At 65.6% G+C, this 17,891-nt stretch carries 17 protein-coding genes and 3 tRNA genes; 1 reads left to right on the plus strand and 19 read right to left on the minus strand.

From position 1 onward, the window contains the following. Window positions 1-5 precede the first annotated feature (5 nt). The 7 genes from AC07S4_RS23665 to AC07S4_RS23695 form a co-directional block, all read right to left on the minus strand. Window positions 6-494: a demethoxyubiquinone hydroxylase family protein gene (locus AC07S4_RS23665; RefSeq protein ID WP_494988953.1), complete on the minus strand. Its 489-nt coding sequence runs from the start codon at window positions 492-494 to the stop codon at window positions 6-8. Between the two features lie 41 nt (window positions 495-535). Next, entirely contained in the window at window positions 536-958 is a 423-nt protein-coding gene (locus AC07S4_RS23670) for a hypothetical protein (protein WP_494988954.1), read from the minus strand. Between the two features lie 66 nt (window positions 959-1,024). Continuing rightward, window positions 1,025-1,978, minus strand: coding sequence for a chemotaxis protein (locus AC07S4_RS23675; RefSeq protein WP_494988955.1), 954 nt, complete (start codon window positions 1,976-1,978; stop codon window positions 1,025-1,027). A 69-nt stretch (window positions 1,979-2,047) separates the two neighbouring features. After that, window positions 2,048-3,007: a threo-3-hydroxy-L-aspartate ammonia-lyase gene (locus AC07S4_RS23680; protein WP_228893353.1), complete on the minus strand. Its 960-nt coding sequence runs from the start codon at window positions 3,005-3,007 to the stop codon at window positions 2,048-2,050. A 28-nt stretch (window positions 3,008-3,035) separates the two neighbouring features. Then, window positions 3,036-4,004: an ornithine cyclodeaminase family protein gene (locus AC07S4_RS23685; protein ID WP_494988956.1), complete on the minus strand. Its 969-nt coding sequence runs from the start codon at window positions 4,002-4,004 to the stop codon at window positions 3,036-3,038. Beyond that, window positions 3,994-4,635 carry a helix-turn-helix transcriptional regulator gene (locus tag AC07S4_RS23690; protein ID WP_494988957.1) on the minus strand — a complete coding sequence of 214 codons (642 nt, stop codon included), beginning with the start codon at window positions 4,633-4,635 and terminating at the stop codon, window positions 3,994-3,996. The genes AC07S4_RS23685 and AC07S4_RS23690 overlap by 11 nt, the downstream gene beginning before the upstream one ends. 46 nt (window positions 4,636-4,681) lie before the next feature. Beyond that, window positions 4,682-6,268 (minus strand): amidase, encoded by a 1,587-nt coding sequence (locus tag AC07S4_RS23695; protein WP_494988958.1) that lies wholly within the window; start codon window positions 6,266-6,268, stop codon window positions 4,682-4,684. A 241-nt stretch (window positions 6,269-6,509) separates the two neighbouring features. Here AC07S4_RS23695 and AC07S4_RS23700 point away from each other — a divergent pair, with 241 nt between their 5' ends. Then, the gene (locus AC07S4_RS23700) at window positions 6,510-8,330 is read left to right on the plus strand and encodes a DUF4214 domain-containing protein (protein ID WP_494988959.1); all 1,821 of its coding nucleotides are present in this window, start codon (window positions 6,510-6,512) and stop codon (window positions 8,328-8,330) included. Window positions 8,331-8,401: 71 nt separating this feature from the next. On the opposite strand, the gene AC07S4_RS23705 is transcribed toward AC07S4_RS23700, so the two are convergent. From AC07S4_RS23705 to AC07S4_RS23760, 12 genes are all read right to left on the minus strand, one after another. Then, window positions 8,402-8,977, minus strand: a complete 576-nt coding sequence (locus AC07S4_RS23705; protein WP_161074669.1) for an elongation factor P — start codon at window positions 8,975-8,977, stop codon at window positions 8,402-8,404. Window positions 8,978-9,127: 150 nt separating this feature from the next. Beyond that, window positions 9,128-10,309, minus strand: coding sequence for an elongation factor P maturation arginine rhamnosyltransferase EarP (earP, locus tag AC07S4_RS23710; RefSeq protein WP_494988960.1), 1,182 nt, complete (start codon window positions 10,307-10,309; stop codon window positions 9,128-9,130). 39 nt (window positions 10,310-10,348) lie between these two features. Beyond that, window positions 10,349-10,424, minus strand: a tRNA-Glu gene (locus tag AC07S4_RS23715). A gap of 93 nt (window positions 10,425-10,517) precedes the next feature. Beyond that, a tRNA-Glu gene (locus tag AC07S4_RS23720) sits at window positions 10,518-10,593 on the minus strand. A 45-nt stretch (window positions 10,594-10,638) separates the two neighbouring features. Continuing rightward, window positions 10,639-12,183, minus strand: a complete 1,545-nt coding sequence (locus AC07S4_RS23725; protein WP_494988961.1) for a methyl-accepting chemotaxis protein — start codon at window positions 12,181-12,183, stop codon at window positions 10,639-10,641. A gap of 88 nt (window positions 12,184-12,271) precedes the next feature. After that, complete coding sequence (locus AC07S4_RS23730) at window positions 12,272-12,583, minus strand: cytochrome C oxidase subunit IV family protein (protein ID WP_494988962.1); 312 nt, start codon at window positions 12,581-12,583, stop codon at window positions 12,272-12,274. An 8-nt stretch (window positions 12,584-12,591) separates the two neighbouring features. Next, complete coding sequence (locus AC07S4_RS23735) at window positions 12,592-13,266, minus strand: heme-copper oxidase subunit III family protein (RefSeq protein ID WP_494988963.1); 675 nt, start codon at window positions 13,264-13,266, stop codon at window positions 12,592-12,594. Window positions 13,267-13,269: 3 nt separating this feature from the next. Then, complete coding sequence (locus AC07S4_RS23740) at window positions 13,270-14,013, minus strand: cytochrome c oxidase subunit 3 (RefSeq protein ID WP_494988964.1); 744 nt, start codon at window positions 14,011-14,013, stop codon at window positions 13,270-13,272. After that, window positions 14,010-15,854, minus strand: a complete 1,845-nt coding sequence (locus tag AC07S4_RS23745; RefSeq protein ID WP_494988965.1) for a cytochrome c oxidase subunit I — start codon at window positions 15,852-15,854, stop codon at window positions 14,010-14,012. Before AC07S4_RS23745 ends, AC07S4_RS23740 begins: the two co-directional genes overlap by 4 nt. Before the next feature lie 14 nt (window positions 15,855-15,868). After that, window positions 15,869-17,071: a c-type cytochrome gene (locus AC07S4_RS23750; RefSeq protein WP_494988966.1), complete on the minus strand. Its 1,203-nt coding sequence runs from the start codon at window positions 17,069-17,071 to the stop codon at window positions 15,869-15,871. Between the two features lie 94 nt (window positions 17,072-17,165). After that, a complete protein-coding gene (locus tag AC07S4_RS23755) occupies window positions 17,166-17,657 on the minus strand; it encodes a hypothetical protein (protein WP_161072990.1) in 492 nt (163 codons plus the stop codon). A gap of 157 nt (window positions 17,658-17,814) precedes the next feature. Continuing rightward, a tRNA-Glu gene (locus AC07S4_RS23760) sits at window positions 17,815-17,890 on the minus strand. Window position 17,891 lies beyond the last annotated feature (1 nt).

Below are 17,891 nucleotides of genomic sequence, written 5' to 3' on the forward strand. Positions count from 1 at the left end.
TATCCCTAAAGCCGCATCCCAAGCCAGATGACGCTCTCGGTGGCGCCGGATACGACAGAACCGAGCAGCTGCCCCATGACATCGCTCGTTTGGCTATGGTTCAAGGCTTTGTCGTGATGCTCCTGCTCTTCGTTCAGTATCGCAGAGATTGCGGAAACGGCGGCGGCATCGTCCGCCAGGAGCGCAATTTGCTCGCGCAGGTGGCGTAGCACCACTCGTTCGACAGCCACGGTCGTGATCGATATGGCGCGGGCGCCAAACAATCCGGTTATGACGCCCAGAACAATTCCTCCTCCAGCACACAGCCAGTAACTTTTGCAACGCTTTAAGTCTCGCCGCGCCAGTTCTTTTTGAAAAATGGCCCTGTGTTTTTCTTCATCCGCCCTGAAGGCGACCAGTTCCGGCAGAAGCGATTTCGCGGTGAAACGCGCCATGAAAATCTGGCCGGTGTAGATGCTTACCGCACCCTGCTCGCCGGCATGGTTCACCTTCATTATCTGTCCGGCCAGTTTGGCGGTGTTTGCACCCGGCACGGCTATTGCACGCCAAACAGGTCGTGCGCATCCAGGATGGCGTAGATGATGGCGGGGTTTTTCTTGAGGCAGCGGCGCACGGCGGCCGGGATGGCTTCGCGGGTTTTGCGGCATAGGCCGGGGCGCATGCTCAGTTCGATCTGCAGGCCCATCACGGTGCGCACTTCGTTGTCGCCGGGGGCGATCTTCAGCGCCACGCCGAGATTCTCTTGCAGGCGCAGGCCGATGCGCTGCAGGTCTTCGTAGCTTTCAGCGGCTTCGATGCGCTGGATCAGCCGCTTTTCGTCTTCCTTGGTCAACCGCAGCACGGCCAGCGCGGCCATGTCCGCCGTTGCGCCCTCGAGCAGCTGCTCACGCTTGCAGTCGCAGGCGCCAGGCGGGCATTCTTTGCGGATCGGGAAGTCGATTTGCAGCATGGGTTCCATCACGGCCGGCGGACGCCCTGGATGGCGCCCGCTTAAATTCTACCGCGATTTCCCCCGCGCGCCGTGCTATTTCGCCAGCACCTTGCGGATGGTGGCGGCCAGTTCCTCGGCCATGAATTTGGCCACGTAGGCGTCCGCGCCCACGGTCTTGACGTGCTCCTCGTTGGTGGTGCCCGACAGCGAGGAATGGATGACCACCGGCAGCGCCGCGTAGCGCGAGGTCTGCTTGATGTTGCGCGTCAGGGTGAAGCCGTCCATTTCCGGCATTTCCAGGTCGGTCAGCACCAGGGCGATCTTGTCGTACACGGTCTTGCCTTCGGCTTCGGCGGCGGCGGCGATCTGGCCCAGCTTGTCCCAGGCTTCCTTGCCGGATTTGGTCATGATGAAGGGCGCGCCCATGGCTTCCAGCCCCTTCTCGATCAGCGTGCGCGCCACCACCGAGTCGTCCGCCGCCAGTATCATGGTGCCGGGGCGCAGGTTCAGGCTGGGGCCTATGGTCTCGGGATCGACATCCGGACGGTCGGTCGGGTTCATGCTGCGCAGGATGGTTTCCACGTCCAGCACTTGCGCCAGGCGCGAGCCGTTGGCGCCGTCCAGGCGGGCGATGCTGGTGACCACGCCACCCACGGCGGTCGATTCCGCCGACAGCACCTGGCCCCAGTCCAGCCGCACAATGTCTTCCACCGATTCCACCGCGAAGGCCTGCGTGGTGCGGGCAAACTCGGTGACCAGCATGATGTTCAGGCCGGTCTTCGGCGTGCAGCCGCAGATGGCGGGCAGGTCGAGCACCTGGATGATCTGGCCGCGCAGGTTGACCACGCCCAGCATGTGCGGCTGCGAGCCGGCCACCGCCGTGATGGGCGGCATGGCGACGATCTCGCGGATTTTGAACACATTGATGCCGAACAGCTCGTTGCGGTCGCCGCTGGCGTCGCCGCCCAGGCGGAACAGCAGCAGCTCGAACTTGTTGGTGCCGGTCAGGTTGCTGCGCTCGTCGACTTCCTGTTGTACGGAATGCATTTCGGTGTCCTCGCCTTCATCGTTGATGGTGCGACTGTACCTGCGCCCGCCCGGCCCGTAACTTGTCCTTTAGGCCAATAACGCGCAGAAGCGCGCCATGTCCACATTGCCGCCGCTGATGATGACGCCCACGCGCTTGCCCTTGAGCTGCTCGCGCATGGCGCGCGCGGCGGCGAAGCCGAGGCAGCCGGTGGGCTCGACCACGATCTTCATGCGCGCGGCGAAGAAGCGCATTTCCTCCACCAGCTGGGCGTCGCTGACGGTGAGCACGTCGTCCACGTCGCGGCGGATGATGTCGAAGGTGTAATTGCCCAGGTGCTGGGTCTGGGCGCCGTCGGCGATGGTTTGCGGCGTGTCGATGTGGACGATGGCGCCGCTGCGGAACGATTGCTGGCCGTCGTTGCCGGCCTCCGGCTCCACGCCGTAGATTTTGCAGTCCGGCGACAGCGCGCGCGCCGCCAGCGCGGAGCCGGACAGCAGGCCGCCGCCGCCCAGGCAGACGAACAGCGCGTCCAGCGGGCCCACTTCGTCGAACAGCTCCTTGGCCGCCGTGCCCTGGCCGGCGATGACGTCCGGGTGGTCATACGGCGGGATCAGCGTCAGGCCGCCCTCCTCGGCCAGCCTGCGGCCGATGGCTTCGCGGTCTTCGGTGTAGCGGTCGTACAGCACCACTTTGCCGCCGTAGCCCTTGGTGGCGGCAACCTTGGCGGCCGGCGCGTCCTGCGGCATGACGATGGTGGCGGGAATGCCGAGCAGGCGCGCGGACAGGGCGATGGCCTGCGCGTGGTTGCCAGACGAGAAAGCCACCACGCCGGCCTTGCGCTGCGCCGCGTCGAAGCGCGACAGCGCGTTGAAGGCGCCGCGGAACTTGAAGGCGCCCATGCGCTGCATGTTCTCGGCCTTGAAGAAGATTTGCGCGCCCAGTTCCTCGTCGGCGGTGCGCGAGCGCAGCACCGGGGTGCGGTGGGCATGGCCTTCGATGCGCTGCGCAGCGGCGGCGACGTCGTCGTAGGTAGGCAGGACTTGCATGATTTCCTTTGTCAGAGATTGAAAATTGTTACCAGGGCCAGGCCACGCTGCTGCCCACGCCCCGCGCCAGCGCGCGTTCATAGATCAGCCGCGCCACGGTGAGGTCCTGCAGCGCGATGCCGGTCATGTCGAACACGGTGATGTCTTCCGGCTTGCGGTGCGCCTGCAACTGGCCGGACAGCAGTTCGCCCAGCTGGTGGCAGGGCAGCTCGGGCGCCCATTGCATCTCGCCGATCTGGCGCGCCTGGACATGGTCGTCCACGAACAGGCGCGCCTGCTGCAGCAGGCCTTCGGGCAGCTCGCGCTTGCCCAGCGTGTCGGCGCCGACGCAGCTGAAGTGGGTGCCGGGGCGCACGGCGTCCAGGTTGAACAGCGGCCCGCGCGCGGGCGTGGCGGTGATGACGATGTCGGCCAACGCCACGGCGGCGTTGCGGTCGGCCGCCATGGCGATGCTGCAGCGCTCGGAGAACTGGCGCTCGAAGGCCAGGTCCGGCTCGCCGCTGGCGCTCACGTAGTCCACCTGGCGCAGCGAGGGCAGCAGCTCGAGCGCGTAGCGCAGCTGGATGCGGGCCTGCACGCCGGTGCCGAACACGCACAGGCGGGCGCTGTCGGCGCGCGCCAGCTGTATCAGCCCCAGGCCGCCGGCCGCGCCGGTGCGCATGGTGGTGACGCCGTTGCCGTCGATGATGCACAGCGGGCGGCCGGTGTCGGGATCGACCAGCATGATGGTGGCCTGGTGCGGCTCGCCGCCCTTTTCGCGGTTGCCGGGCCAGAAGCCGGCCGACTTGAAGCCGAGCAGATTCTGCCCCGCCACGTTGCCCGACTTGATGCCCCACACGCCTTCCGGCAGGCGCTCGCGCACCAGCGGGAACACGCGGCCCTCCTCCTGCTGGTGCAGCACGAAGGCCTCGCGGGTGGCGTCCAGCACGTCGCGGTAATTCATCAGGGACTCGCCCTGTACGCTGTCGATCAGCAGCAGTCTCGCGTTATTTGGCATAGCTGTACACCGTCGCTCTCGAAATGCCCAGATGCTGGGCGATGATTTCCATGGCGCGCCGCACTTCCAGGCAGCCCGCCTCGCGTAGTTCCACCATCAATGCGCGCCGCTCGCCGGCCTTGAGCGTGCGCGGGGTGCTGGACAGGCGCGCCGCGTAGTCGTCGATGCGGCGGCGGATGCCGTCGGCGCCGGCCGGGTCCAGCGATTCCTGCGGCGCGGCGCCGGCGTCGATGCGGCTGAACTGCCCGAACATGGCTTGCAGGCCGTGGAACATGGTCAGGTCCACATTGATGCACAGCGCGGCGACGTACCGCCCGCTGGAGTCCTTCACGCCGATGGAGGTGCTCTTGGCCTGGCGCCCGTCGGCGAAACTGTTGGGGTAGTTTGCCACGATGGCAGGATAGGCGGCGTCCCCGATGCGGGCCAGGCCCAGCTCCGTGGCCGGGCCGCCGACAGCGCGACTGGACAGGTTGTTGTGGATGGCGGCGATGGCGTGCGCCGGGTCGAGCAGGTCGTGCACCACCACCTCGCAGAACGGGGCCAGGGTCTGGCCCAGGCCTTCGGCCACGTTTTTGAGCTGGTCCAGCAGCAGCTGCTGTTCGGCGGTGCGGACTATCTTGTGTTTTCGCATTTGGACAGAATATCCAGAATTGGACATTCCGTCAAATCAGGATTTTCTATCGCAGCTGCGGCGACACGCTGGCCGGGAACTGCGGCGCGCGGCGGTGGTGGGTGGCCTGCTCGTAGGCGTAGGCCATGCCGATCAGCTTGGCTTCGGTATAGCTGCCGCCGACGAAGGACAGGCCCACCGGCAGGCCGTGCACATAGCCGGCCGGCACGGTCACGTGCGGATAGCCCGCCACGGCGGCGGGCGAGGAGAAGCTGGCGTTGTAATGGTCGCCGTTGATGAAGTCCGTCAGCCACGCCGGGCCGTCGGTGGGCGCCACCAGCGCGTCCAGGCGGTGTTCGCGCATCACCTGGTCTATGCCTTCGGCGCGCGAGTAGCGCTGGTTGTTGGCCAGCGCGTCCAGGTAGGCCTGCTCGTCCAGACCGCCCTTGGCGGCGGCGCGCTCCAGGTATTCCTGGCCGAAGTAAGGCATTTCCTTGTCCGCGTGCTTGCGGTTGAACTCCACCAGGTCGGCCATATTGCGCACCGGCGCGCCGGGGGCGTAGTCTTTCAGGTAGGCCGCCAGGTCGGCCTTGAATTCGTACAGCAGCACTTCGGTTTCGCTGCCCTCGTATTTGCTCACATTGGGCACTTCCACGTCCACCAGTTGCGCGCCCTGGGCCTGCAGCACTTGCAGCGCCTTGGCCATTTCCGCGTCCACGTCCGGGTTCTTGCCGAAGAAGTTGCGCGCCACGCCCAGGCGCTTGCCCTGCAGGCCCGCGCGGTCCAGCGCGGCGGCGTAGTCGGCTGCCTGGCTGCCGGCGGTGGCGGCGTCGGCCGGGTCCGCGCCGGCCATGGCGGCCAGCATATGCGCGGCGTCCGCCACGCTGCGGGCCATGGGGCCGGCCGTGTCCTGCGAATGGGCGATGGGGATGATGCCGCTGCGGCTGAGCAGGCCCAGCGTGGGCTTGATGCCGACCAGGCCGCAGATCGACGCGGGCGAAACGATGGAGCCGTCGGTCTCGGTGCCCACGGCCAGCGTGGCCAGGCCGGCCGCGATGGCGGCGCCGGAGCCGGAGCTGGAGCCGCTGCAATTGCGGTCCAGCGAATACGGGTTGCGCGTGAGGCCGCCGCGCGCGCTCCAGCCGCTCACCGAATGCGTGGAGCGCATATTGGCCCACTCGCTCAGATTGGTCTTGCCGATGATGACGGCGCCGGCCGCGCGCAGCCGGGCCACCACGTGGGCGTCGCGCGCGGCGCGCACGCCGGCCAGCGCCAGCGAACCGGCGGTGGTGCTCATGCGGTCGGCGGTGGCGATGTTGTCCTTCAGGAGCACGGGGATGCCGTGCAGCGGGCCGCGCACGCGGCGCAGCAGGCGCTCGCGGTCCATCTCGCGGGCGATTTTCAGCGCTTCCGGGTTGATCTCGATAATGGCGTTGATGCGCGGGCCGGCCTTGTCGATGTTGCGGATGCGGGCCAGGTATTGCGAAGTGAGCGAGTGCGAGGTCAGCTTGTTGGCCGCCATCAGCTCCTGCTGCAGCTGCACGCCGCCGTCCAGAACGGCGCCGGGTCCGGCTTTGGCCGCCGCGTCCGTGCTGGCTGCCATGCCTGCCGCTCCTGCGGCCAGACCCATGCGAACAAATCCCCTACGATCCATACCCAGCTCCGTGAGTGCGCGTACCAAAAGTAGCTATGCGAAAGTGTCAATGCAGTAACCCACTAGCATAGCAGCGGAAATATTTCCGAGCTACTAATTTAATTATCTTTTTGAAAGGAATAACAAACTTTCCGTCGGGACAAAAATATCCGGGTGGAACCGTGCGGGGCCGGGCGGCTTGTCTGATGCACAATTTGTAGGCCATACCCCTACAACCACTACTCACAAAAATCCGACTATCATGCTGCCAAACACATCTAGCACGGTGCAAACCGACATCAGCGCGCCCGATATCGGCGCCCGCATTTCCGCCAACGGGCGCTACGTGGCGTTCTCCTCCAACCAGTCGCTGCTGCCAAGCGACACCAGCCTCAATGACGGCGACATCTATCTGCGCGACCTGCAGACCGGCACGCTGACCCTGGTGTCCACGCTGGCGGGCGTAAAAACCAATGCCTCGCTGGCGGCCGACGCCGGCGCCGTGAGTTTCCAGAACACCGTGGGCGGCAACGCCAATATCATGGTCAAGTTCATGGCCACCGGCACGCTGTTCAACGCGTCCACCACCGCCACCGGCGCGCTGGCCAACGGCCAGAGCTACAACGCGGTGCTGTCCGGCAGCGCGCTGTACGTGGGCTTCATCAGCAAGGCCACCAACCTGGTGGCCAGCGACACCAACGGCACGGACGACATGTTCGTCAAGAACACGCAGACCGGCGTGGTGGTGAACGCATCCACCACGGCGGCCGGCGTGCAGGCCAACGCGCCCAGCGCGGACACGGCCCTGTCGTCCAACGGGCGCACGGCGGTGTTCACCACCTTCGCCACCAACCTGGCGGCGGGCGACGACAGCTACGCGGACATCTACGCCAAGAACCTGGACAGCGGCGCCCTCACCCGCGTGTCCACCAGCTCGAGCGGCGTGGGCGCCAACGGCAACAGCGACAACGCCTCGGTGTCGGCGGATGGCCGCTACGTGGTGTTCACCAGCCAGGCCAGCAACCTGGTGGCGGGCGACACCAATGCGCACCGCGACGTGTTCCGCAAGGACCTGTCCACCGGCGTGACGCTGCGCGTATCGACCGGCGCCGACGGCCAGCAGGGCCTGGGCGACTCCAGCAACGCCAGCGTCTCCAACGACGGCCGCTACGTGATGTTCGAGAGCACCTCGGACTTCACGCCGGGCGACGGCGACGGCCGCGCGGACATCTTCATCAAGGATATCCAGACCGGCGCGCTGACGCGCTTGTCCAGCGGCGGCGACGCCAACCACTACAACTACGCCAGCGGCGGGGCGCTGGCCAGCAGCAGCCTGGACGCGGTGTTCGTCAATTACCAGATGATCGCCAACACCACGGCCGACGCGCGCACCATCACGCACACGACGGTGGGCGCGGGCTTTGGCAGCCTGGCCGGTGAAATCATCAGCGGCACCGCCAGCCCGGAGAGCATCATCGCCAACCAGGGCAACGACCGCATCAGCGGCCTGGGCGGCAACGACGTGATCGACGGCGGCGGCGGCATCGATACGGCGGTCTACACTGGCGCGCGCGCCGGCTACGGCATCACCATCACGGCGAACGGCAGTCTGGTCAGCAACCCGCTGGGCAGCGACGGCTCGGACGTGCTGGGCAACGTGGAGCGCCTGCACTTCGCCGACGCCGACGTGGCGCTCGACATCGAAGGCAACGCGGGCCAGGCCTACCGCCTGTACCAGGCGGTGTTCGACCGCGTGCCGGACCTGCCTGGCCTGGGCTACTGGATCGCGGTGCGCGACGGCGGCGCGCCGATGGACCTGATCGCCAAGAACTTCATGTCGTCCAACGAGGGCCTGGCGCTGTACGGCGCGGCGCCGACCAATGCCGAGGCGGTGACCCGCTTCTACGCCAACACCCTGCACCGCGAGCCGGACGCGGCAGGCTTCGCTTACTGGATGAACGTGCTGGACAACCACCTGGCGTCCCAGGCCAACGTGCTGGTGCAGTTCTCGGACAGCCCGGAGAACCATGCCCAGGTGATCGGCGCGATCCAGAACGGCATCAACTTCGTTCCCTTCGCGTAAAAAAAAAGCCAGGTTCCGCAGAACCTGGCTTTTCCTTGCAGCGAGCGTGCCGCCAAGTCCCGGTCCGGGACTTAGTTGCGTACTACGCGCTTGTATTCGTTGGTACGGGTGTCGATCTCGATCACGTCGTCCTGGGATACGAACAGCGGCACCATCACGATGTGCTGCTTGGATTCGATCGCGTTTTCGATCTTGGCTTCTTTCAGGACGTTGCCCGAAGTGTTGCCCTTGACTGCAGGCTCCGAGTAGGCAACCAGGCGAGCGATGGTGGTTGGCAGTTCTACCGAGATGGCTTTGCCGTCGTAGAACACTGCTTCGCATTCCATACCGTCTTTCAGGTAGTTCAGTGCGTCGCCCAGGTTTTCTTCTTCGATCTCGTACTGGTTGTACTCTTGATCCATGAAGACGTACAGCGGGTCGGCGAAGTAGGAGTAGGTCACTGGCTTCTTGTCCAGAACCACCACGTCGAATTTGTCGTCGCCGCGGAATACGTTTTCCAGGGGAGCGTTCGTCAGAAGATTCTTCATCTTCCATTTGTAGGTGAAGCCCGTGCGGCTCGAACCGTTGACGTCAGAACGCAGAACGATGAAAGGCTTGGCGTCAACCATGATGATGTTGCCAACACGAATTTCTTTTGCGGGTTTCATAGCGAGTGTACGTATAAAGTGGGTTGCGTGAAAATCATCTGTCGCCTGCTGGCTTCTAACGCCGTAAGCTCTAGTTTGATCGAGTAATAATACCGAGTAAAAATACTTGATAGAGTAACCGGGCAGTATACCTGATTTTTCTTGCGCCGCCTACTTGAGCGACGCAGCAAAACGCAGCAGGTTTGTTGCCAGGTCGCCATGCAACGCGATCTGCTCGCGCCATCCGGCGGCGCGCCCGGCGGCGGCCGGCAGCGCCGCCCGCAGGGCGGACCATAGCGCAGACCAGTCCGGCGGGGCATCGCTGCCGGCGCCGGGCTGCAGCGCGCCGTTCCAGCACAGCGAGAACGCGTCCAGCGCGCCGCCTGCCGCATAGCGCTCCAGGAAGGCGCGCAGTTTCTTGTGGTGCAGATTCTCGTCCTGCGGGTAGATATGCCACACGAAGGGCTTGCCCGCCCACTGCGCGCGCACCACCGAGTCTTCCCCGCGCACAAAATTGAGGTCGCAGGCCCACAGCAGCCGGTCGTAATCCTGCTGCGGCACGAAGGGCAGCACGCGCACCGTCAGCGCCCCGCTGCTGCGGGCGGCGCCGGCTTTGGCGTCCACACCCAGGAAGGCCTGCACCGCATCGGCCGCCACACCCTCGGGCACCATGCACAGCACCGGCTCGCCGCCCTGCGCCCAGGCGCTGAACAGCTCGGCCACCGGCGCGTGCGGGTAGCAGAACAGCGACACCTTAAGCGCGGCCATGTCCGCCTGCACCACGCCGAAGCGCGCCAGGAAGGCGGCCCGGGCGGCGGGGTCGGACTCGAAGGCAAGGCGCTGCGCCTCCAGCGCGGACTCGCGCAGCAGGCCGCCGGTTTTCGCGGTGAAGCCGGGGAAGAAGAAATGTTTCGTCAATGGCAAGCGCGGGTGGGACGAAGGCAAGGTGTGGCAGCCTTCCACCCACTCTTCCGCCGTCAGGCCCTCCAGGTTCAGCCACACCGGGCGCGGTTCGCACTGCGCCATGGCGGCGATATAGCCGGGCGGGATGTCGCAGCCGAAAAATTCAATGACGATGTCCGCGATGTCGGCCGGCGCGAACGCGCCGTCCTGCCCGGACCAGTGGCGCACGGCCACGCCGGCTATCTGCTGCAGCTCCGTGCCGGGATCCACCTCGGGGCAGATGCGCTGGAAGGTGCGCAAGTCGTCCACCCACAGCGTGACGGCAATGCCGTGCTCGCTTTGCAGCTGGCGCGCCAGGCGCCAGCAGATGCCGATGTCGCCGTAGTTGTCGACGACTTTGCAGAACAGGGCTAAGGTGGCCATGGCGGCGGGCTGGTTTTCGGTAGGCATATGTGGAAAAAAAGCCGCGCAAGGCGGCTTTTTTCTGTTTGGCGTCCCCACGGGGATTCGAACCCCGGTACTCACCGTGAAAGGGTGATGTCCTAGGCCTCTAGACGATGGGGACAGAAATCTGTCGTGACCTATTCTATCGCAGCGTGATCTTAAAAAATCAAAAGCCCCGGCGCACCAGGGCTGCATCTGCACACTTGTTTTGACTTGGCGTCCCCACGGGGATTCGAACCCCGGTACTCACCGTGAAAGGGTGATGTCCTAGGCCTCTAGACGATGGGGACGTCGTAAAAGCGTGGGCGAATTGTAGCACGCGGGCGACGCGAAAATCAAGGATGGGCGGCGGCCAGGCGCCCGCTTTCCAGCTTGAAGATGTCGACCGTGCGCGCCAGCTGCGCCGCCTGCTGCTCAAGCGCGCCAGAGGCGGCGGCAGTCTGCTGCACCAGCGCCGCGTTCTGCTGCGTGGCGCCGTCCATCTGCAGCACCGCTTGGTTGATCTGCGCCAGCCCGCTGCTCTGCTGCGCACTGGCGTGGGCGATCTCTTCCACGATGTTGCTGACCCGGCCCACGCTGGCCACCACGTTCTCCATGGTGCGGCCGGCGCGCGCGGCCAGTTCCTCGCCCGCCTCCGTGGTGCGCGTGGCGTCGGTGATGACCGCGCGGATCTGGCGCGCCGCTTCCGCGCTGCGCTGGGCCAGCGTGCGCACCTCGCCCGCCACCACGGCGAAGCCCCGGCCCTGCTCGCCCGCGCGCGCCGCCTCCACCGCCGCATTCAGCGCCAGGATGTTGGTCTGGAACGCGATGCCGTCGATCACGCCGATGATGTCCGCGATGCGCGCCGACGCGGCATGGATAGACATCATGGTGTCGACCACTTGCGCCACCGCCGCCCCGCCCTGCTGCGCCACGTCCGACGCCGCGCGCGACAGCGCGCTGGCCTGGTGCGCGTGCTCCGCATTGAGCTGCACGGTGGCCGTCAGCTGCTCCATGGCGGATGCGGTTTCCTCCAGCGTGCCGGCCTGGGTTTCGGTGCGCACCGACAGGTCCGCGCTGCCGGCGCCGATCTCGCCGGCCGCCGCCGCGATATGGCGGGTGCCGCCGCGCACCTCGCCCACGATGCCGGCCAGGCTGGCGTTCATGCGCTGCAGGGCAGACAGCAGCTGGCCCAGTTCATCGGCGGGCTGCGCGCCGAAGCGGCTGGTCAGGTCGCCGCCGGCAATCGCCTGCGCCACCGCCAGGGCGCGGCGCACCGGCCGCAAGATGCCGCGGCTGAGCATCAGCGCGGCGGCGATGGTGGCGGCGGCCACGGCGGCCATCAGCAAGGACGCCACCAGCACGGTGTGGCGCGCGTTGTCGGCGGCCTGGCGCGTGATGGCGTTGCTTTCCTCGGTCAGGGCCACGATGAAGCCGGTCAGCATATCGTCCAGCACGACGCGGCTGGCGGTCATCTGGCGGTCGGCCGCCTCCGCGCCTTGCTCGGCGTAGACAGCGTAGGCCTCGATGAAACGGCGGCGCAGGTCGGCGTGGCCGGCGGCGAAGCGCTCCATCAGTTCGCGCGGCTTGCCGGTCAATTCCGGCAGCAGCGCGGCGGTCTTTTCCGTGATCTCGCGCTCGGAAGCCTGCATGGCTTGCCAGTGCCGGGCGCGCAGCGCGGGGTCCGCGCCGCGCAGCAGCATATTGCGCCATTCAAGGCGCTGGTTCTTGAACTCGACGGCCAGGTAGCCGACCGCGCGCTCATGGGCAAAGCTGCGCTGCACGTCATGGCCGCTGCGTTCGAGTTCGGCGTGGAGTTGGTATATGCCTGCCAGCCCGGAACTCAGGGCGATCAGGACGGCGGCCACGAAGGCCAGCGGGAGTTTGAGTCTAAGCTGCATGGGAGGCGGGAAAAAGCTGTGCAGTATGCGCCACCCCGGCCCCGTGGCAAAACGCAAAATACTGCACGCGACGTTCGATATTTTCGAACTAGCCGAAATGCGCCATGCGGGTGAAGAAGGTGTAGTCGCCCTCCACCATCATCAGCCACACCAGAACCAGCAGCGCGGTGGGCGGAATCACGATGGTGTAAATCAGCGCCAGGCGCTCCCATTTCAGGTGCATGAAATAGGCCACGATCAGGCTGGCCTTGGCGGCCATCAGCACCAGGATCAGGGTCCAGCGCAGATAGCCCTGCACATGGAAAAAATCGACCGCATACGAGAAGGCGCTGAGGATGAACAGCAAGCCCCATATCTTGAAGTAAATGCCGATCGGATGCTGTGCGGAAGCGGTGGACATGGCCCCTCCTACCACAAGTAGAACAGCGCAAAAATGAAGACCCAGACCAGGTCCACGAAGTGCCAGTACAGGCCGGCGATTTCAACAATATCGTATTTGCCGCCCTGCCCGCCGTGGCCCCGTTCATAATGCCCGCGCTGCACGCGGCGCGCCACGATCAGCAGGTAGATCACGCCGGCCGACACATGCAGGCCGTGGAAGCCGGTGATCATGAAGAAGCAGGAGCCGAACTGGGCCGCGCCCATGGGATTGGCCCAGGGCCGCACGCCTTCATGGATCAGCTTGGTCCACTCGAAGGCCTGCATGCAGACGAACATGGCGCCGAACACGGCGGTCGCCAGCATCAGCCGCGCGCTGATGGCGCGCTCGCCCCGGTAGGCGTAGTTGACCGCCATGGCCATGGTGCCGCTGCTGGTGATGAGCACAAAGGTCATGATGGCGATCAGTATCAGCGGCAAGGTCGTGCCCCCTATGGTCAGCGCGAACACCTCGCTGGGATTGGGCCAGGCCGCCGTGGCCGACAGGCGCACCGTCATGTAGCCGGTGAGAAAACTGCCGAAGATAAAGGTGTCGCTGAGCAGGAAGATCCACATCATCAGCTTGCCCCAGGGGACATGGTAGGCCACCTTGTCGCTGGAAAAGTCGCTGACCAAGCCCTGCACCCCGCCGCTGGACGCATCCATGATTCACCTCGCTTGCGGCGGCCGGATGCCGACGCTTTCACAAACCACCTGCACGAAATCCGGCGTGACCAGGAACATCAGCGCGAACAGCGCCAGCCACAGCAGCAATAAAAAATGCCAGTAGCGCGCGCACAGGGCAGCGCTGGCGGCGAACGCAGCGTGCGCCCGCGCACCCGGCGCGCCCTTTGCGCTGCGGCGCGCGGCAGCACCCGCCAGCGCGGCCGCCACCAGGCCGCCGCCCACGTGCAGGCCGTGCAGGCCGGTCAGCAGATAGAAGAAGCTGCTGGCGGGGTTGCCGTTGACGGTGAAGCGCATGTCCGTCATCGCTTGCCAGGCCCACAGCTGCACCGCCAGGAAGGCCAGCGACAAGCCACACGCCAGCAGCGCCGCGCGCACAGCGGATGCGGCTCCGGGTGCGGCTCCGGGTGCGGCTCCGGACGGAGCGCCGGAAGCAGCGCCGGAAGCAGCGCCGGCTGCGGTTGCGGTCCGCACGCCGCTGCGGCGCGCGCGCTCCCATGCGGCGCTGGCCAGCGCCAGCACTGCGGTGCTGAGCCACAGCTGCCACGGCACGTAGCGCAGCGGCTGCCAATCCGTCATCGCCATGCGCATCACATAGGCCACGCTGAACAGCATGAACAGCGACGTGACCACGCCCATGAACACCCACAGGCCAACCTTGCGCGCGTCAGGCACCGCCTGCGCAAGCTGCGCGGCCTGCGCCGCCTGCATGCCCGTCCCGGCGCTCATGCCGCACCTCCGCCGGGCACCGCATGCCCATGGCCCGGCACCTGGCCGGCAAGCTGGCCGGGCATGCCCCCGCCTGCCGGCGCGCCCGGCGGGTGGCCTCCCAGTTCATCGTCCGGCCCCACATTCTGCGGAATATAGTCGCTCTCGCCGGTCTGCTGGCCGTAGTCATACGCGCCGCGATACACCACCGGCAGCTGCGGTCCCCAGTTGCCATGCACGGGCGGAGTTTGAGGCGTCAGCCATTCCAGGCTGGCGGCGCGCCACGGATTGCCATCCGCCACCTTGCCCCTGAAGGTGCTATAAGCCATGTTGAAGATAAACAGCAGCTGCGCCACGCCCACCACCAGCGCGGCGATGGTGATGAACTCATTCATCAGCTGCGCCGACGCCGGAATGAACTGGTAGTTTTCGTAGGCGTAGTAGCGGCGCGGCATGCCCAGCACGCCGAGGTAATGCATGGGGAAGAAAATGGCATAGGCGCCCAGGAAAGTAATCCAGAAGTGCAGCTTGCCCAGCGCGTCGTTATACATGCGTCCGCTGATCTTGGGATACCAGTGGTAAATGCCGCCAAACACCGCCAGTACAGGCGAAACGCCCATCACCATATGGAAATGCGCGACCACAAAATAGGTGTTGGACAGCGGAATATCCACGCTCACATTGCCGAGGAACAGGCCGGTCACGCCGCCCAGCACGAATGTGCTGATAAAGCCCAGCGCGAACAGCATGGGCACGGTCAAATGTATGTCGCCGCGCCACAAGGTGAGCGTCCAGTTGTAGACCTTGAGCGCGGTGGGCACGGCGATAATCAGCGTGGTGGTAGCGAAGAAGAAACCGAACAGCGGATGCATGCCGCTCACATACATATGGTGCGCCCACACGACAAAGCTGAGCCCGCCAATAATGACGATGGCCCACACCATCATGCGGTAGCCGAAGATGCATTTGCGCGCGTGCACGCTAACCAGGTCGGAAATAATCCCGAAGGCGGGCAATGCCACGATGTAGACCTCGGGGTGGCCGAAGAACCAGAACAGGTGCTGGAACAGCAGCGGATTGCCGCCCTGGTGGTTCAGGTGCTGGCCCATGGAGACGATGGCGGGCATGAAGAAGCTGCTGCCCAGCGTTTTGTCGAACAACATCATCACGCCGCTGACGAACAGCGCCGGGAAAGCCAGCAGCGCCAGGATGGTGGCCACGAAGATGCCCCACACGGTGAGCGGCATGCGCATCAGCGTCATGCCGCGCGTGCGCGCCTGCAGCACCGTGGTGACGTAGTTCAGGCCGCCCATCGTGGCGGCCGCGATGAACACCACCAGCGAAATCAGCATGACGATGATGCCCCACTCCACGCCCGGCGTGCCCGGCAGAATGGCCTGCGGCGGATACAGCGTCCAGCCCGCGCCGGTGGGGCCGCCCGGCACGAAGAAGCTGCCTACCAGTATCAGCACGGACAGCAGGTAGAACCAGTAGCTGAGCATGTTCAGGAAGGGGAACACCATGTCGCGCGCGCCCACCATCAGCGGGATCAGGTAGTTGCCGAAGCCGCCCAGGAACAGCGCGGTCAGCAGATACACCACCATGATCATGCCGTGCATGGTGATGAACTGGTAGTAGCGCGACGCGTCGATAAAGGCGAACTTGCCGGGATAGCCCAGCTGCAGCCGCATCAGGTCCGACAGCACCAGCCCGATCAGGCCGACCACGATGGCCGTCAGCGCGTACTGCACCGCGATCACCTTGTGGTCCTGGCTCCACACGTATTTCGTGACCCAGCTCTGGGGGCCGTGGTCATGGCCGTCCCCAGACTCATGCTCGTCGTGTCCGCTTCCGTATGCCATCGCCAGCTCCCGCGTCACTTCACAGTCTTGATGTAGTCCACCATCGCCGACAGCTCCGCCTCCGTGAACGGCTGCTGCGGCATGATAGGTGGGAAGCCGCGCACGATGCTCGCCTTGGGATCGGCGATGGACTGCTTCAGATAGGCATCGTCCGCCACAGCGGTCTTGCCGCTGTCCAGTGTTTCGGTCTTGCCGTACAAACCCTTCCAGCTCGGCCCCACGCCGGGACTGCCGTCCACGCTGTGGCAAGCCGTGCAACCGCGCGCCTGCGCCAGCAGCTTGCCCTGCGCGGCCGTGTCGCCGGCGGCGGCCGCAGCCGCAGGGCCGGCGGCGCCCGCTCCGGCCGAGCCCGCCTCCGTGCCTTCGGCGCCCGCCGCGCCGGCGCCGGCCGCCGCTGCGGCAACGCCTGCGCCGCCGGCCGCGCCCGCACGCATCTTGCCGGCGAAGGTGGGCTGCGCCGCCAGCCAGGCCGCGTAGGCCGCCTCCTCCTCCACCACCACGTAGCCGCGCATATTGGCGTGGCCGATGCCGCACAGCTGCGCGCACATCACCTCGAAGCGCCCGGTGCGGGTGGGCGTGAACCAGAACGAAGTGACCATGCCGGGCACCATATTCATGCGGGTGCGGAACTGCGGCACATAGAAATCGTGCAGCACATCCTGCGAGCGCAGCAGCACCTTGACCGGCCGGTTGAGGGGGATGTGGATTTCCTGCGTGTCGACCAGCACGTCGTCCTGGCCGTTCGGGTCCTTGGCGTTCACGCCGAAGGGATTTTCAGGGCTGATGTGGGTGACATCGGTCTGCCCCATGCGGCCGTCCTTGCCGGGCAGCCGGTAGTGCCATTGCCACTGCTGCCCCATGACCTCGAACTGCATGGCGTTGGCCGGCGCGGTGATCAGCTTGGCGTACACGTCCAGCCCCGGCGCCAGCATCACGACGATGCCCACCGTGGTCACGCCTATCAGCCACCACTCCAGCTTTTTGCTGCCGTGCTCGGCGGACGCGCGCACGCCGTCGCGGTGACGGAACTTGATCACCGCGTAGGCCACGAACAGATTGATGATAATAAAGATGGCGGCCGTGATGACCAGCGTCAGCATCAGCGCGTCGTCCATGGCCTGCCAGTTCGACGCCAGCGGCGTGAGCCACCACGGACTCCACAGGTGGAACGCAAGCGTGCCCACCACAATGAGGATCAAAGCCAGTGCCAAAGCCATAAGCCGCCCCCCGTTTTGCGAAATGCTTGTCAAATGCTTCGCTTCAAGCCATGCCCAGCAACATGCTCAAGGAACCACGCAACAACGGTGTGTCTTACGGCTTTTCCATCATGCGGTAAATATAGGCGGCCGACATGCCGAACAGCGCATGGCAAATGGCCGTGGCCCAGCCGCGCATTTCAGCAAACCACGAGAACGCGCCGGACATGCCATAGAAATTCAGCACATACAGCACCAGCCCGAACACGGCGCCGGCCAGCAGCACCATGCCGGTGCTGGAGTCGAGCTGGAACGGTGCGATGATCGCCGCCAGCATGATGCCGAAGGCGATGCCGAGGATGTAGTGCACGGCCAGCGCCGCCACCAGGATGCCCAGCGCATAGCCGGTGGTTTGCAGCGCGTCCCAGCCGAGCACCATGGCGGCGACCATATGCGTCACCTGCCACGGGTCGCGCCCGCCGGCAATCGCCGCCCAGGCCACTTCCAATACCATGAGGATACCGCCGGCGCCAAAGCCGGCTACCGCCGCGGCCGCCCAGTCAGGCTGGCGCGCCACCCAGCGGTGCGAGTGCAAATGGAGTTCCATGTCCGTCTCCCTGATTTGATAGGCGGCTACGGTGGCCACCCTCGTCCAGTGTAGAACAGATTCGCCAACATGCAATCTCGTTAAGTTTGCACGCAAATGCAAAAAAAGCCGCACCAGGCAGCTTGATTGTCGAACAACTTGTGATGTTTGCCAGAACTGGCGTCCCCACGGGGATTCGAACCCCGGTACTCACCGTGAAAGGGTGATGTCCTAGGCCTCTAGACGATGGGGACC

The organism is Pseudoduganella sp. GW821-FHT05F09 (genome assembly GCF_059419605.1).